This window comes from Photobacterium sp. HL06 (assembly GCF_059552575.1).
Window position 1 is genome coordinate 1,400,323 of sequence record NZ_CM183915.1, and the last position, 15,873, is coordinate 1,416,195.

The following is a 15,873-nucleotide window of genomic DNA, read 5'->3' on the forward strand; positions in this document are numbered from 1 at the left end:
TGGCGCATATGGATTCACGTTTCTATTTAACGATTAAAGTTAATGCGACTTTCGATAAAATTTAGAAGTGTAAGACCATCATCGATGACCTTACACTCCTGAGACGATTATTATTAACCTGAACCGTTACAGTTGCTTGATAGTCATCAGGTTCTAAACCTTGCGACTAAAGATGTTAGCTCAGTTGCCACTTCACCCAGACGCTCTGAGTTTATTTTCGCTTGGCTGGACATATCATTAACAGCAGAAGCATCTGTATGTATTTGATGGATGTGGCGGTTAATATCTTCAGCAACTTGATGCTGCTCTTCTGCTGCAGTTGCGATTTGAGTATTCATATCTCTGATCACTTCCACTGCACTGGAGATACCTTGGAAATTATCACGTACGGATGCAGTAATACCTACAGTTTCTTGTGAGGCCGTGAGACTGTATTTAACATGGGTCGAAGCTCCCTGTGTACGTACTTGCAAGCGTTGAAGTAATTCGTTGATCTCTTCTGTCGAGTCAGATGTACGTTTTGCCAGCACTCTTACTTCATCAGCAACTACGGCAAAACCTCTGCCTTGATCTCCCGCACGAGCAGCCTCAATGGCGGCATTTAGCGCAAGTAAGTTCGTTTGATCAGCAATTGCTCTGATGGTATCCAAAATAGCTGTAATACCTTGGCTATCTTGTTCAAGCTCGCCAATAGCTTCGGAAGATTGAGACAATAAATCAGCTAATTGATTTACGCTTCCTACCGCTTTATCAATATGAGCTTGCCCTTTACCGACTAACTGTTGTCCTTCTTCGGCAGCTCCCGCCGCCGCGCTACAAGAGTTTGCCACATCATTCGCTGTCGCTACCATTTCGTTGAAGGCTGTTGATACCATTTCCACAGCTTGGTTTTGGCTCTCGGCGGTATCTGCCATATTTTTTGATATTGAGATAGCTTGCTGTGAAGATTGCTCCATCTCTTGACCAGCATTTCCGATTTGAGCAACAAGGCTACGAATCGCTTCAAGGAACTGATTGAAGTACAACGCTAGCATACCTGTTTCGTCATTTGAGCGGACTTGCAGTGTGTTGGTTAAGTCACCCTCACCGGATGCTATTTCGCGTAGACCATGTGAAACGGCAAGCATCGGCTTGGCGATCCGGTTTGCCAATAGTGTTGCACCAACAATACAAAGGGCTGTTAGTAATATGACGATAAATACGATCAGTTGAGTTATGTTATTGCTGGAGCTCATTACCTCGTCTTGACTAATGAGACCAATAAATTTCCAACCTAACTTATTAGAATGAAAAATATTGGCCATATAGGTTTGACCATCGAGTTCAACCTCTACAAGACCAGAGTCTGTCTTTTCCAAGAGCTGATAGGCATCACCCAAGCTAGAAAGCTGTTTAAAGTTATTAGCTGGATACCCTGCATCAACTAGTACGTTGCCAGTATCTTCAACTAACATTAGGTAGCCTTTTTCACCAAGTTTGATTTGCTTGATGATATCGGTCAGGGTTTTGAGTGATACATCAATGGCAATAACCCCTCCATTGCTGCCACTTTGGGTCGTGTAGCTTAGTACAGTACTGAGAATTACGGCGTCATCCGGTTCCCAGTAATAAGCTTCCCCTCGAACAATATTTCCCGGGTTAGCCAACGCGGTTTTGTAAAAGGGGCGAGAGCGCGGATCATAATTCGGTGGATTCGATCCCACAGGCCATTGAATGAACCCACCATATTGGGTTCCCATGTAAATATAGGCATAGTCTGGGTGTGCGCGGCCTACACCATCGAACACTGAAAAAATATCACTTTCAATGCCGCCATTTTTATCAGGCATCATTGTGATACTGCCCTGTTCTATATAGTTGGTGATGGTGTTATTTGCTTGATACAAAGCAGAGTGCTTTGCCAGGTAGGTAATGTTTTCTTCAATACCTTTAAAATATAGTGAAATGGCATTATCTACCTGACGCATTTCATTACTACTGTTTTCAACAAAACCGTCGATAGCTTGGCTGCGAAGAAGATTAATAACAAATATGGAAACGATCAATACCGGTAATATGCTGGCAGCTATTAATGCCAGTAACAACTTCTTTTTTATATTCATATAGCTGTACTTTGATCCTATGATTTGAGGCTGGCAGCCATTCCAATAGAAAAACAGTATGTATAAATGTAGTTTGTCAGGTCTAGTGGAATATTATCCAAGAGGGGAGCAGTTAAAATTAGCTTTTATAACTGATGCTTCCTGCGGCAATCCCTGACGCCAAGCTTAAGACACTTTATTATTAGATGTGGATCATCAAGTAAAGTGATCCGGCTTAGCTTTATAAGGAAGCTAAACTATTTTTCTTGTCGGCCTACCTAAAGTAAGTCACTTATTCAGTTCAGTGACATGCGTATTGGTTAACTTTAATAAGATATCCCCTCCAACCTTATCGTTTAGAGGGGATAGTATTTTGTGGGTTCAAAATAATGACTTTTTGAAGCTAGAGCAGCATTTTTTGCATAATGGCTATGAGCTTCATATATTGTTATGCCTGGCCGTTAAGTGCTAGCATCCCTTCCCAAACAATTTGACGGTAACGATCGGCATTGGTATCACCCTCTGTGCTGAAAATCATTACTACGGCGTCTTGGTTAAGGCCAATTTCCTTGGCGATTTTCTGTCCTTCTGGGTGGTTAGCCAGCAGGTATAGAAGACCTGTTGTGATTGCACCTGATTCACCACTGGTAATAGCCTGATCACCTTTCAATGGATTACCCAAAAGACGCATGCCCGTTGCCGCGACATTGTCGTCAACGGAGATAAACAGATCGCTACAATCACGAAGGATTGGCCAGGTGACAGGATTCGGTTCACCACATGCCAGTCCGGCCATGATAGAGTTCAAGTCACCAGTCACATTAACCATGTTGCCATCTTCACTAGAACCTGAGCGGAAGATACAGTCAGCCGCGCTTGGCTCGGCAATGATGGTTTTAAAATTGTCAGCCCCTAGCTTGTCAGCCAAATAGCCCAGAACACCACCAGCCATTGCGCCAACGCCAGCTTGGAGCATTACGTGTGTTGGCAATCCTTCCGGCATCTTAGCAGCCTGCTCGATCGCTTCATCGGCCATGGTCATATAGCCTTGTGAGATCCAAGTCGGGATCTTATCGTAACCTTCCCAGGCGGTATCTTGTACCAGCATCCAGCCGTTTTCTTCTGCCGTCTTGTTGGCGAGGCGAACTGTATCATCGTAGTTGACGTCGGTAACGATACACTCGGCACCTAGCCCTTTGATTCGGTTGACACTGGTTTGCGCCGACCCTTTTGGCATGTAGACGACGGCTTTTTGACCCATTTCGCGGGCAGCCCAGGCAACACCTGTACCGTGGTTACCTGCAGTGGCAGTGGTAAAGACCAGTGGTTTTTCTAATTTCGAAGCAACGGTTTTCAGATCGATCTCAGAAATATCCATTTCCAGATGCTCAGCAAGAAGTCGACCCAGTGCATATGAACCACCGAGTACCTTGAATGCATTAAGGCCAAAACGGTGCGATTCGTCTTTTACCAGAATGGATTTGACGCCTAGCTTGGCCGCAAGCTGAGGTAATGAAACCAAAGGTGTTGGCTGGTATCCATCAATTTGACGATGAAATTCACGGGTACGTTGCGCTATTTCTGTTGTGAACAGAGAACAGGTTTTTCCGGTATAAAACTGGTTATTAGAGACTTTTAGCATAATCATCACTTCGAAAGGTCAGAACAGGGATGAGGCCATCATCAATACTGGACGGCCTTACTTCAATATTACTGGTTGATAAAAGCCACAGCTTCAACTTCAACGAGGGCATCTTTTGGTAGGCGTGCCGCCTCAACACAAGAACGAGCCGGTGCGTTCTCGGTACCGAATACTTCGGTATACACTTCATTGAACGCCGCGAAGTTTTCCATATCAGAAAGGAAGCAGGTTGTCTTTAGAACCGAATCCATTGATGCGCCGCTTTCTTCTAGTACTGCCTTTAGGTTTTCCAATGATTGGCGAGCTTGCTCTTTAATACCACCTTCGACAAACGCCATTGTTTTTGGGTCAAGTGGTAACTGGCCTGAAGTGAAAACCATATCTTTGAATGCAGCGCCTTGTGAATATGGGCCAATGGCTGCAGGGGCTAGATCCGTGTGAATTGTCTTTTTCATTGTCTACCTCTTTAGTGTCAGTTATTACGATTTAAATTCGCGGATATATTTATAAACAGCATGGCGAGTGATCCCGAGGCGTTCGGACACCAATGCTGTCGCTTCTTTTAATTCAAAAATGCCATTTTCCAGTAGTAGCTTGGTGATCGTCTTATTTTTACTTTTAAGATTCACAGACGGATCATTTTCAATTTCTTGTATCGCGTGGTTCAGCGCCTGCTCAATCACATCTGTTGCACTGGAACTAAAGTTTTCATTAACGGCCACACTGCTATGAGCCACATCTGGCATTAATGTTTTAATAATTTCAGGAAAAGGGTGGGATAAGTTCATATTGATACAGAACAGCCCAATTGGCTTACCGTTTTCGCCGGCTAATACACAGGTTGTTGATTTCAATAAGGAGCCATCTTTGCTGTTGGTGAAATAACATTTAGGCGTTACCTCTCCTGTTTGCTCAAAATCACGCAACATCTTCAAACCCATATCCGTGATCGGTGAGCCAACCTTACGGCCGGTATGGTGCCCGTTGACGATTTTCACTACTGATTTTTCAAAACTCTCAAATGAGTGAATGACGACCTCGCAATGAGGGCCAATAAAATCAGCAATCGTGTCGGCTAACCGAAAATTGGTAACCAAGAACTCTCTGTCTTTGTCGGTAAATTCAATATTGAACGATTTATATGCAGTCTTATTCATTTGAGGCCACTATTGTGAACTAATCATGATGTCATTGTGATACTCAAAGTTTAAAATTTCAACCTTAAAATCAACTTTATGTAACTATAAAACCACTTACCAATTGCTTATACAAGTACAAAGTTAACTAAAAGTCACCGCAAGCAAGAAAAGTGTGACTAAATTCAAAATAAATGTCCTGAGACAATGTCGCTGGTTAACAAAAGTTAACTGTGGGATTCTGGTCACATTATTTGACTGAATATTGGGTAATATTCAGCACCGTAAAGTGAATAATATTTAACTGTGTAGCGACTAATCATTTACCTCTGTGCTCTATAGCCAGTCGCTTCACAGTAATAACAATAAGGAAGAGGTTAAACATGACGAACTATCTACAACGCGGTTTTGAGCAGTCTGAATTTGAAAACAGAACTGTACGCGCTCAAAAAATCATGCATGAGATGAAACTCGATGCGATGATTTTTACCACTGAACCAAATGTGCGTTATTTCACGGGTTTCCACACCCAGTTCTGGCATAGCCCAACCCGTCCATGGTTTGTCGTGGTGCCTGCCGAAGGTAAGCCAATCGCGATTATTCCTGAAATTGGTGCCAGCGGTATGGCTGGTACCTGGGTTGAAAATATTATTACCTGGCCATCCCCGCGCCCTGAAGATGACGGTATCAGCCTTGTTGCCAGTGCATTGAATTCATTGCCATGCCGCTATGGTCGTGTTGGTGCAACGCTGGGGATTGAATCTCACTTGCGTATGCCTGTTAACAATTACTTGAAACTAACCACCATGGTTAAAAAAGACTTTGTTGATGTGTCATTAGCCATGCACGAGCTACGTCAGGTTAAGTCTCAGGCTGAAATTGAGAAGACTCGCGAAATCTGCCGAATTACCAATATTGGTTTTAATAAAATTCCTGACTATGCCCGTACTGGTATGACTGAGCGTGAAATCTGTAAGCAATTCCGTATCGACATGCTGCTAGAAGGCGCCGATGAGTGTCCGTACATCATTGCAGGATCGGGACCGGATGGTTATGACAGCATCATTATGGGACCGACAGATCGCATCATCGAAGAGGGCGATGTGCTGATCATTGATACCGGTGCGGTTCGCGATGGCTATTTCTCCGACTTTGACCGTAACTGGGCATTCGGCCATGCCAGCGAGGAGACCAAAGCAGCATACCGTGCAACCTATGAAGCTACCACCAAAGGTTTTGAAGCTGCCCGTCCTGGTGCAACAACCACAGACATCTACAACGCAATGTGGAAGGTATTAGAAGCTAATGGCGCGCTTGGCAACGATGTAGGTCGCCTGGGTCACGGCTTGGGTATGGAGCTGACTGAGCGTCCATCAAATACTGCTACCGATAACACTGTACTGAAACCCGGTATGGTCATGACCCTAGAGCCAGGCATGGTCTATGCGCCGGGTAAATCTATGGTTCACGAAGAAAACATCGTAATCACAGAAGATGGTGCAGAGTGGCTGAGTGAGCGCGCTGAACCTGAACTCATCGTAATCAAATAAATTCGCAGGAGAACTATTTATGTCAGCGAATAAACCACAACTCAAGCAAGGCCGAATGATATTTACCAGTACCATTGGCTTTATCCTACTTGTAGTCGCAGCAGGGATCTTATTCCCGGATCAGCTATATTCAGTCGGTATCGGAACAATGAACTATCTGACTGACACCTTTGGTTGGATATACATGGCAGGCTCATTTGCCTATGTAATGGTGATGTTCTTCTTTGCATTTAGTAAATATGGCAACATCAAGTTTGGCCCTGATGATGCGAAACCAGAATTCAGCACTTTCTCATGGATAGGTATGCTGTTCTCCGCGGGTATGGGTACAGTAATGCTTTACTGGGGTGTTGCAGAGCCTGTTTACCATTATATGAACCCACTCTCTACAACAGGTATCGATGCTCAAACTGCAGAAGCTGCAGAGTTCGCGATGAAGCAAAGCTTTATCCACCAAGGTATTCAAGCTTGGGCTGCGTTCTCAGTGGTTGGTCTTGTACTTGGCTATCTGATGTACCGTAAAAATGAGAATGGCTTAATCAGTAACATTCTTATTCCTTGGGGCCGTAATAAAGCGAATGGAACACTGGGTAAAGTCGTCAACTTAGTTTGTGTATTTGGTGCGATTGCAGGTATCTCGACTTCACTTGGTCAAAGTGGTTTGTCATTAGGTATCAGTTTCTCTTACCTGTTCGGCACGCCTGATGCGCCTTGGGTTATTTTCCTGCTGGTTGGGGTTATTGCCTTAATCACTATTCTATGTACCACGACGGGACTAGAAAAAGGTATCAAGATCCTTTCAGACTACAACGCATACCTATTGGTTGGTTTGATTGCCCTTGTTGCGATTGTTGGTCCAACGACCACTATGATCAACGTTTACTTTGATGCTATTGGTAACTACATAAACGACTTCTTTAAAGATGCGTTGATGCTGCCAACATTTGCAGCAGAAGAAGAAGCATCTTGGATTCGTGGCTGGCCAATCTACTACTATGCATGGGCGATTGCATGGGCACCGTTTGTTGGTCCATTCATTGCACGCGTATCTAAGGGGCGAACAGTACGTGAGTTCATTCTTGGTTCAATGCTTATCCCTTGTATTGGTATCTTCATCTGGGTAGCGTTCTTCGGAACTATCGGTATTCAGTCTGAGCCAGAAGTACTTAAAGCCGCTGCAGCGTCTTCAAAAGCTGCAACCTTTATTGTGCTGGAAGGCTTCCCTATGGGTACAGTGATTTCCATCGGGGTAGTGATTGCTCTGTTTACTTGCTTCATCACTTCACTAAACAGCTCTACATTTACACTAGCAAGTATGTGTGAAGATGGTTCAGAAAACCCAAGTAACAAGATGAAGATCATCTGGGTAATCGCTCAATCAGCAATGGCGCTTACATTGATGATGAGTAGTAAAACAGGTATCGATTTACTGCAAAGTATCAGCTTGATCTTCGCGCTTCCTCTGATGTTCGTACTGTTCCTGTGTATCTTCAGTACATTCAAAATGTTCAGAGCTGAGTTTGCGGAAGAAGAACCAGAGTTAGAAACTTCTGAAGACGCTGAGGTATTGATTGATACCAGCTCTCCGGCAGAACAAATTAGTTAAGTAATAATTGATTTGTAAACAAAGCCCCTTGTCCGAATAGGCAAGGGGCTAAATGAATAAGTAAAGCAGAGATATATAAATGAGTATTCAAGAGCAAGTTGTGAACTGGCGCCACCATATTCATAAGCACCCTGAGTTCGGTTTTGAAGAAGTATTAACTTCAGAAATGGTGGCACAAAAACTGGAAGAGTTTGGTATTGAAGTTCACCGTAACATCGGAAAAACAGGTGTTGTTGGCATTTTGAAATGCGGCGACAGTGATCGTTCGATTGGATTACGTGCCGACATGGATGCGCTTCATATAGAAGAACAGAACTGTTTTGCTCATGCGTCTGTTCATAAGGGTGTGATGCATGCGTGCGGTCACGACGGCCATACTGCGATGCTGCTGGGAGCGGCTCACGAGTTGGCAACGACACGGAATTTTGATGGTACGGTTTACTTTATTTTCCAGCCATGTGAAGAGCACGGCCTTGGCGCAAAAGCCATGATTGCAGATGGCCTGTTTACCAAATGGAAAATTGACTCGGTATATGCCATGCATAACCTTCCGGGGATCCCTGAAGGCCATTTCCATACGCGGCCTGGTTCTTTAATGGCAAGCGAAAGTAGCTTCGAAATTGATGTTATTGCTACTGGAGGCCATGCGGCTTTGCCTCATATGGGAACAGATCCAATTGTTGTTGGTGCGCAGATCGTTACAGCAATGCAGGCGATTGTTTCACGGAACTTAAGTGCCATTCATGAAACGGCGGTCATTTCCGTGACCGAATTTGCCACCAATGGTACGGTAAACGTTATTCCTTCACAGGTGAAAATTAAGGGCGACACCCGTAGTTTTACCGATGAAGCGTTGCATAAAATCGAAAAAGCCATTGAGCGTATTGTTGCGGGTCAGTGTATGTCGGCTGGGGTTGATTACAAATACAGCTTCAATAATACCTTCCTTTCTACCATTAATACGCCGGAAGAAACCCAGCATGCGGTTAAGGCGGCGGAAAAAGTTGCAGGTGAAGCTTGTGTGAATGGTAGCTGTGGACCATTCACCATCAGTGAAGATTTTTCTTTTATGCTGCGTGAAGTCAAAGGCTGTTACATTCTGGTCGGTAACGGCGAAGGCGAATGTGGTGGCACAGCACTTCATAATCCAAACTATGATTTTAATGACAACATTTTGATGAAAGGTGTGAGTTACTGGCAGGCGCTGGTAGAAGATCGGCTCTGCACAGAGTAGACAGCTAGATTAGTAGTAATTTATCCCATTAATAACGGCAGTGGCTTGTGAATTATCAGGTCGCTGTCAGTTTTCAAAGATATTAAGACTCAATGTGTAATACAAAACATCATGTCAACATAATAATAATGCACTTATTTATTGTTAAATTGTAATTATACTCCTGCGGAATATTGCCCGGCCATTTAATTCCCTCTCAAGCTATATAACCTGCTTATTACCTTTAATTTCATTGTTTTGATAACTATCTTCAATATTTTAATTGTCGTGACAACTTTGATTTTGCTCTCATATATACTTTTTGAAATATTGAAAGTAAGAGTAGTGATAGTCTATGATCAAGAACACAGTATTAATGCTAGCGGCATTATTGGTGCCGTTTTATAGCTTTGGTGAAGATGATATATCAATGTCTTTTGCCCACCTTGACTCTAAATCAGCGGGATGCGCTATCGGTGTGGTAAAAGGGGATAAACTAGTTTATGAAAACTATTTTGGGCAAGCGAACTTACGTTACCAGGTACCAATCGATAACAAAACGGTGCTAAACATTGGCTCGATAAGTAAGCATATTACCGCTTCTTTAGTCTTGATGTTTGAGAGCGAAGGAAAGCTCTCCCGTTCAGACACCTTGAAAAAATACTATCCAGATAGCCCTGATTGGTTTGAAGAGATCACTCTCTACCATCTCATTCATCATCGTAGTGGGTTGCCTGATTACATTAATGACTATAAAGCAGCTCCTAGCTTAAGTGGTAAGTTGGCCTCTTTCCCTGAACTGATGTCTGGGTTAATAATAGGTCAGCCAATACCGCGTAAGGTTATGGTCAAAACTGTCGTTGACTATATGGCAAGCTTAGAAGCCCCACCTTTGCCCGCTGGTGTTGTAACAAGATACAGTAATACCGGTTATTTAATGCTGGCAGATATTCTGGAAAAAGTCAGTGGTGTTTCCTTTGAGGATTTGGCAGAGAAAAGAATATTTACCCCTTTAGGAATGTCATCAACCACGATCACTAGTGTTAACGATACGGAAATTCCGTGGAGTGCAACAGGTTATATAGATAGTGGTTATAACCGTAGTGAATTGCGGAGTGCAGCGTCAAACATTATCACTGCGGGGGATGGCGGTATACTGACTACACTACCTGATTTTGCAAAGTGGGTGAGCCACTTGCTCAAACCTAAAGATAACCCGTCACTGTGGGCATCTTTTCTCAATGAAGATGATCCTGTATTTGGCCAAGCCCCAAACTTTTCGTCGCGTCTTGATCAATATGTAAATGGTCTTATTTTTATGCGTAATAATAAAAATAAGTTTTATATGCATGGTGGCCTTTCTATTGATGGGATGGAGAGTTATTTTTGGTTTTCACCTGATTTGAATATTGGCTATATCCAATTATGTAATTTTGATGGAGTAGTATCACCAGACAGAGATAAGGTTATTAAACTATTCGCTGACTCGTGATTATGATGAGTAATATGTGGCCTACCATATAGTGGGCTTTCTCGGTTTCAAGTGATGGGCATCTACCTGAGATATACCCTATCTGTCCGATGCTAATGCTTAATGGGTTGTCTTTTTTTAGTGCAACTGTGAGATACTCTCGGCCTGATTTATCGTTGCTATTGGAGCTCTGAGCGTGAAACAGTCCCTTATCCATATCGCCCTGGTCGTAAAAGACTATGATGAAGCCATTGAGTTCTATACCAACAAACTAAAGTTTGAATTGGTTGAAGATACCTACCAGCCAGAGCAGGACAAGCGTTGGGTAGTGGTTTCCCCGCCGGGATCAAATGGCGCGACCATCTTGCTGGCAAAAGCATCGAAATCCGAGCAGGAACCATTTATCGGTAATCAGAGCGGCGGCAGGGTGTTCCTTTTTCTTAGCACCGATGATTTCTGGCGTGATTACAATAGAATGAAGGCTGAAGGCATTAACTTTGTGCGTGAGCCCAAGGAGCAAGATTACGGCACGGTAGCGGTGTTTGAAGATTTGTATGGCAACCTGTGGGATTTGCTTGAGCTTGATCCAAGCCACCCGATGGCTGGGCGTTAACGGCTTTTTTGTTGGCTAAGGATGATTAGGGCTGCCTGTGGCAGCCCTTTATTATTGTAATGTAACTCATACCAATCAGCATAAGTGCTTGATCATTCTTGCGGGTTAAAATCACCTATTACTACGTCAGAATTTTTGTAATTAGAACCACTAGTTACTGCAAATTATTCCTTGTCTTAGGTGATTTTTCCTGCGCAATTATCTGAACACTTACTTATCCCGATTGGTATCAACCATGACGCTAGTTTGTGGAAATTGCGGCAATCAGTCTTTGATTACTGCCGCTGTCACGAGTAACTCAACTTTCAGCTCCGGACGTGCCAGCTTGGCTTCGCCACAGGCTCTGGCTGGCGCGAAGCCTTCCTCGAACCATTGGTCCCACACGGCATTCATTTCGTCAAAGTCACTCATGTCGGCCAGCCATACCGTGGTTTGCAGGACATGCTTTTTGTCACTACCAGCTTCGGTAAGCAGGGCTTCGACACGGCGCAGTGCTTCGCGGGTTTGTTCTGCGACACTGGTATCGGCGACACCAACCTGACCACACAGATAGATAGTGTCGTTGTGAATAACAACTTTACTCATTCGCTGGTTGGTGTACTGCCTCTGGATAGCTGTCATGCTTCCTGTTCCTCTTGTTGGTTGGTTACGTTTTGATTGGTTTTATATCGCTGAATAAATGAGTGGTTAGCCGGCGTTAGGCTTGCCAGCTCGCCAAGCTTCAGTGGCTTGATGGGATGACGGATCCGGTAGTAGCCCACATCGGCAGTCTTGGTCTGGGTCTCGTCGGCAATGATCTCTGCCACAGTCTGGCCGCAATAGCGTCCCTGACAAGGCCCCATGCCGCAACGGGTATAGGTTTTAATCTGGTTAATACCGTTGCTTTGGTTGCGGGCGTGGTGGCGGATTTCGCCAGCGGTGACTTCTTCACAGCGACAGACAATGGTTCTGTCTGGTGGTGTTAAGGCCTGCTGTGGTGGTGCATACAAGGTATCTAGGAAAGGCCGGATGGCGCTTTCGTGGATGATTTTTGCCCCGAATGCTTGGGTGCGTTTGTGCCGTTGCTCTTCGGTGATTTTGCCCAGCGCATACAGCGCCTCGGCAGCTACCAGATGGCCCTGGTATTCAGCCACCATGGCTCCCCCAATTCCGCTGCTGTCTCCGGCAACGGCAACGCCGGATAACGATGTATTGTTGTATTCATCCAGCCTCGGCCGCCAACATCGCTGAACCTGATCCCAGTCATGCTCAAGTTCCATGGCTCGGGTCAGCTGAACATTGGGGATCACACCAATATGGCTCAATATGGTGGAAGCCGGCAAGGTGATTTCCTTACCGCCGCTACGGAAGCTGAGCTGTTCAACCTTATCATCGCCGTGGGCACAGATATCGCTGGCATGGGTATAGTGCGCGACCCCGGCTTTTCGGATTTGCCCGAGCAGCTTGAGGCCTTTGGTGATGTATTTGTGTCCCTTGAGGGCATTTGCCAGATAGCGGCTGGCCTGAAGATATTGCTTCGGTGCTTGGGTGTCGACAATCGCAGCAGGTTTGGCTCCGGCATTGATCAGCTGAGCTGTAAGCAAATATAGCAACGGGCCAGTACCGACCATGACCGCATCCTTGGGCGCGATACCGGCTGTTTTCAGCAAGATCTGGCTAGCCCCGGCCGCCATAACGCCGGGCAATGTCCAGCCAGGAAACGGAAATGAGCGTTCAAGTGCACCCGTGGCCAGAATAATACGCTGGGCTTTGAGTTGGTCGGCCTTACCTCGACGGCTCCAGAAAACGGTTTTGTCCTGATCCACCCGCCAGATTGTCGCCTCGGTAATATGCTGTAGCTTGGCGGCTCCCAGTGCCTCTACCAAGGTGGCACCATGAAGGTAGTCAGGGCCGAATACATCACCAAGCGGGTGGCCATCGGCTTGGATAGCACGATAAATCTGGCCGCCCGGGCGGGCCTGCTCATCGAGCAGTACAACGCTGGCTCCGGCCTTGGCGCAGTCAATTGCGGCCGCCATTCCTGCTGGCCCTGCACCTATGATGCAGACATCAACATTGAGCATAATGATTCCTTATCTATTTAACTACGCTGGCGTTTGACATTGATGCCAGGCTCGACAGGGCGCATACAGGCCTGAACGTTGTGTTCCCCGTCAACCTCCACCCGGCATTCGAAGCAGCTTCCCATCATGCAAAAAGGTGCCCGGGCAGACTGGGATATGGGCGTCTCTCGGGTATGGGTGATCCCGGCGGCCAGCAAGGCGGCAGCGATGGTATCGCCTTCCTGCGCGGTAATTTCATTTCCTTCCCAATAGAAGCTAACTTCGCGGGAAGTGTCCTGTGAGGCGTTATTCAGCCTCAGAAAGTTCGAATCGGTCTTCACTGAATAGCTCCAAGTCAGGTGAATTGTCATCGTTTTCCAGCCAGTGCGGCAGTAGGTAGCTATGAGCGGCAGCAAGCGTGATACCGCTGTGGCAGCTGACCATATACGCGCCAGGGTGGCTGGATGATTGTTGGTAGATAGGCAGGCCGTCCGGCGAAATAATTCGCAGTGCGCCCCAGCTTCTGATCAGGCGGGTCTGGGCCAGGAACGGGTAGACGGCAATAGCCCGCTCGGCAATGGCGGCAGTAACGGCCATGGTTTCCTGATCATCTAATCCGGCATCTTCCTTAGAGTCACCAATCTGGATACCGCCTTCGTCGACTTGGCGGATAATGCCGGAAGGGCGGTTGATCATCGTCGGTAGTTTCTCGGTGATCAGTACCTGGCCTTTCTGAGGCTTGACCGGGGCCTTAAGGCCTATTTGCGGACCAAGCTCAGCCGCGCCTAATCCGGCTGCCAGGACAATTTTGTCACTGGTAACTGTCTTTCCTTCGCGTAGCTCGACGGTAAACCGGCCGTCCGCTAGCTGCTGGATTCGCTCAACATTGACTTGGGTGATAATCTCGCCACCTAGCGCCTTGATAGCTTTGTTGTAGGCCTTGAGCAATTTGAGCGGGTTAACATGGCCGTCTTCCGCGCCAAAGATCGCACCGACCACGTCCGGGCCGATTTGCGGCTCTTCTTGCTTGAGTTTGTTTTGGTCCCACACTTCATAGGGATGATCGGAACCTAGCACCTCACGAAGGTGTTCGTACTGGGCAACCCGGGCCTGCATCTCCGCTTCGGAGAAGTGGAAATCATAGCCGCCGTCTTGAACTAGGTTGATCGATTCTCCGCTGGCTTGCTCAAGCTCGTCGGCCAGCTCGCGCCACATGCCGACAGAGCGCCGAGTCCAGGCAGCATAGTGAGGCGCATCAAGGCCTTTGCATGAGAGCCAGACCAGGCCAAAGTTACCTCTTGATGCGCGGTGCGCACTGTCTCCACCGTCCAAGACTGTGACGTGGTGGCCAGCCTTGAGCAGTCCGTAAGCCACGGCGCAGCCCACCACGCCGCCGCCGATAACGACATATTCGGGTTTCATGTGAATTCTCTAAATTAGTTTAAATTTGGCAAGGGTCGGGGAATAAGCGTCATTCCCCGACGAAGTGGTTAGTTCAGGGCTTTATCCAGAATGTCCTGACTCCATTTTGCGCCGATATCATCTAAGATCTCTGGCCATACTGTGCTACGCACTTTTTCTGCTGTTTGTGCTAGCTGTTGCGGGCTAACTTTGATGATTTCAGCGCCGTTGTCGGCCAGTCTCTGCTCATTGGCGGCCTGATCGTTTTGCGCATTCAACCAGCGGCGGTTTTCGAAGTTGGCAGAAGCCGTTTTCAATGCTTGTTGCTCGCTGTCAGACAAGTCATCAAGACGCTCGCTGTTGATCATCAAATACCAGATCTCGAAGTGGGTATTGAGTGGGATATAGGTTTTGGTTACATCACGGAAAGAGGCGTAGTAACCTTCGGCGCCGGAACCAATCACGCCATCAACCACGCCGGTCTGAACGGCGGTGAACGCTTCTGAGAATGGCAGCGGAGAGCCAATATAGCCGACATTGTCTGCCAAGAGCTGGAAGCTCTTGATTGGTGGAACACGTAGCTTGATCCCTTTGCTGATATCTGGCTGACCTGGCGACTTGGCACCGCGATTGAGGGAGATGCCACCAAAGTAGACCGGATAAGCTGCCAGTAGGGTAATATCCTGCTTGGCAAACAGCTCTTCCATCGCTTCACGGACAGGTGCGCCGTCACCATAGATGTTTTGCGCTTCTTGCCAGTTGTTTGCCAGGTATGGCAGCAATCCTAGCTGCATCTTGCGGTCAGTTGCCGTCGAGGCCGGTTGCACCGCCATATCGATGGCACCTACCGAGATACGCTCCTGAACTAGCGTGTAGTCGCCAAGGGCGTTGGCAGCGTAAACACGAAGCTTCACATCACCGTCGGTAGCCGTTTTGATTTCTTCTCCTAGTTGTTTGATATCGTTATCAATCACGGTGCCCTGCGGGCGGACGTGGCTGATCTTCAGGGTAGCTGCCGATGCTGGCAACACGCTGAGCGCGGCCATTGCCAGAGTCACGACCTGAGCACACTTCTTAAGCTTTGTTGATGGAGTAAACATGCTTGTCAGTTTCATTGT

14 protein-coding genes are annotated in these 15,873 nt (G+C 46.5%); 5 read left to right on the top strand and 9 right to left on the bottom strand.

Features of this window, described 5'->3' with window-relative positions; all coding sequences use genetic code 11:
* Positions 1-146: 146 nt before the first annotated feature.
* From AC51G0_RS24375 to AC51G0_RS24390, 4 genes are all read right to left on the bottom strand, one after another.
* Entirely contained in the window at positions 147-2,102 is a 1,956-nt protein-coding gene (locus tag AC51G0_RS24375) for a methyl-accepting chemotaxis protein (protein ID WP_496302128.1), read from the bottom strand.
* Positions 2,103-2,529: 427 nt separating this feature from the next.
* Entirely contained in the window at positions 2,530-3,723 is a 1,194-nt protein-coding gene (gene dpaL, locus AC51G0_RS24380) for a diaminopropionate ammonia-lyase (RefSeq protein WP_496302129.1), read from the bottom strand.
* 68 nt (positions 3,724-3,791) lie between these two features.
* Positions 3,792-4,178, bottom strand: coding sequence for a RidA family protein (locus tag AC51G0_RS24385; RefSeq protein ID WP_496302130.1), 387 nt, complete (start codon positions 4,176-4,178; stop codon positions 3,792-3,794).
* Between the two features lie 24 nt (positions 4,179-4,202).
* Positions 4,203-4,880: a helix-turn-helix transcriptional regulator gene (locus tag AC51G0_RS24390; protein ID WP_496302131.1), complete on the bottom strand. Its 678-nt coding sequence runs from the start codon at positions 4,878-4,880 to the stop codon at positions 4,203-4,205.
* A 362-nt stretch (positions 4,881-5,242) separates the two neighbouring features.
* On the opposite strand from AC51G0_RS24390, the gene AC51G0_RS24395 reads away from it, so the two are divergent.
* From AC51G0_RS24395 to AC51G0_RS24415, 5 genes are all read left to right on the top strand, one after another.
* On the top strand, positions 5,243-6,409 hold the full coding sequence (locus tag AC51G0_RS24395; protein WP_496302132.1) for a M24 family metallopeptidase: 1,167 nt from the start codon (positions 5,243-5,245) through the stop codon (positions 6,407-6,409).
* A 19-nt stretch (positions 6,410-6,428) separates the two neighbouring features.
* Positions 6,429-8,015 carry a BCCT family transporter gene (locus AC51G0_RS24400; protein WP_496302133.1) on the top strand — a complete coding sequence of 529 codons (1,587 nt, stop codon included), beginning with the start codon at positions 6,429-6,431 and terminating at the stop codon, positions 8,013-8,015.
* Between the two features lie 79 nt (positions 8,016-8,094).
* Positions 8,095-9,249 carry a M20 aminoacylase family protein gene (locus AC51G0_RS24405; protein WP_496302135.1) on the top strand — a complete coding sequence of 385 codons (1,155 nt, stop codon included), beginning with the start codon at positions 8,095-8,097 and terminating at the stop codon, positions 9,247-9,249.
* 334 nt (positions 9,250-9,583) lie between these two features.
* Positions 9,584-10,720 carry a serine hydrolase domain-containing protein gene (locus tag AC51G0_RS24410; protein ID WP_496302136.1) on the top strand — a complete coding sequence of 379 codons (1,137 nt, stop codon included), beginning with the start codon at positions 9,584-9,586 and terminating at the stop codon, positions 10,718-10,720.
* Positions 10,721-10,895: 175 nt separating this feature from the next.
* Positions 10,896-11,312 carry a VOC family protein gene (locus AC51G0_RS24415; protein ID WP_496302137.1) on the top strand — a complete coding sequence of 139 codons (417 nt, stop codon included), beginning with the start codon at positions 10,896-10,898 and terminating at the stop codon, positions 11,310-11,312.
* A gap of 264 nt (positions 11,313-11,576) precedes the next feature.
* Here AC51G0_RS24415 and AC51G0_RS24420 read toward each other — a convergent pair whose 3' ends face one another.
* The 5 genes from AC51G0_RS24420 to dctP form a co-directional block, all read right to left on the bottom strand.
* On the bottom strand, positions 11,577-11,933 hold the full coding sequence (locus AC51G0_RS24420) for a RidA family protein (protein WP_496302138.1): 357 nt from the start codon (positions 11,931-11,933) through the stop codon (positions 11,577-11,579).
* Positions 11,930-13,375, bottom strand: coding sequence for an FAD/NAD(P)-dependent oxidoreductase (locus AC51G0_RS24425; RefSeq protein ID WP_496302139.1), 1,446 nt, complete (start codon positions 13,373-13,375; stop codon positions 11,930-11,932). The genes AC51G0_RS24420 and AC51G0_RS24425 overlap by 4 nt, the downstream gene beginning before the upstream one ends.
* 17 nt (positions 13,376-13,392) lie before the next feature.
* The gene (locus tag AC51G0_RS24430) at positions 13,393-13,695 is read right to left on the bottom strand and encodes a (2Fe-2S)-binding protein (RefSeq protein WP_496302140.1); all 303 of its coding nucleotides are present in this window, start codon (positions 13,693-13,695) and stop codon (positions 13,393-13,395) included.
* Complete coding sequence (locus AC51G0_RS24435) at positions 13,661-14,776, bottom strand: NAD(P)/FAD-dependent oxidoreductase (RefSeq protein WP_496302141.1); 1,116 nt, start codon at positions 14,774-14,776, stop codon at positions 13,661-13,663. The genes AC51G0_RS24430 and AC51G0_RS24435 overlap by 35 nt, the downstream gene beginning before the upstream one ends.
* A 68-nt stretch (positions 14,777-14,844) precedes the next feature.
* A complete protein-coding gene (gene dctP, locus AC51G0_RS24440) occupies positions 14,845-15,870 on the bottom strand; it encodes a TRAP transporter substrate-binding protein DctP (RefSeq protein WP_496302142.1) in 1,026 nt (341 codons plus the stop codon).
* Positions 15,871-15,873: the final 3 nt, after the last annotated feature.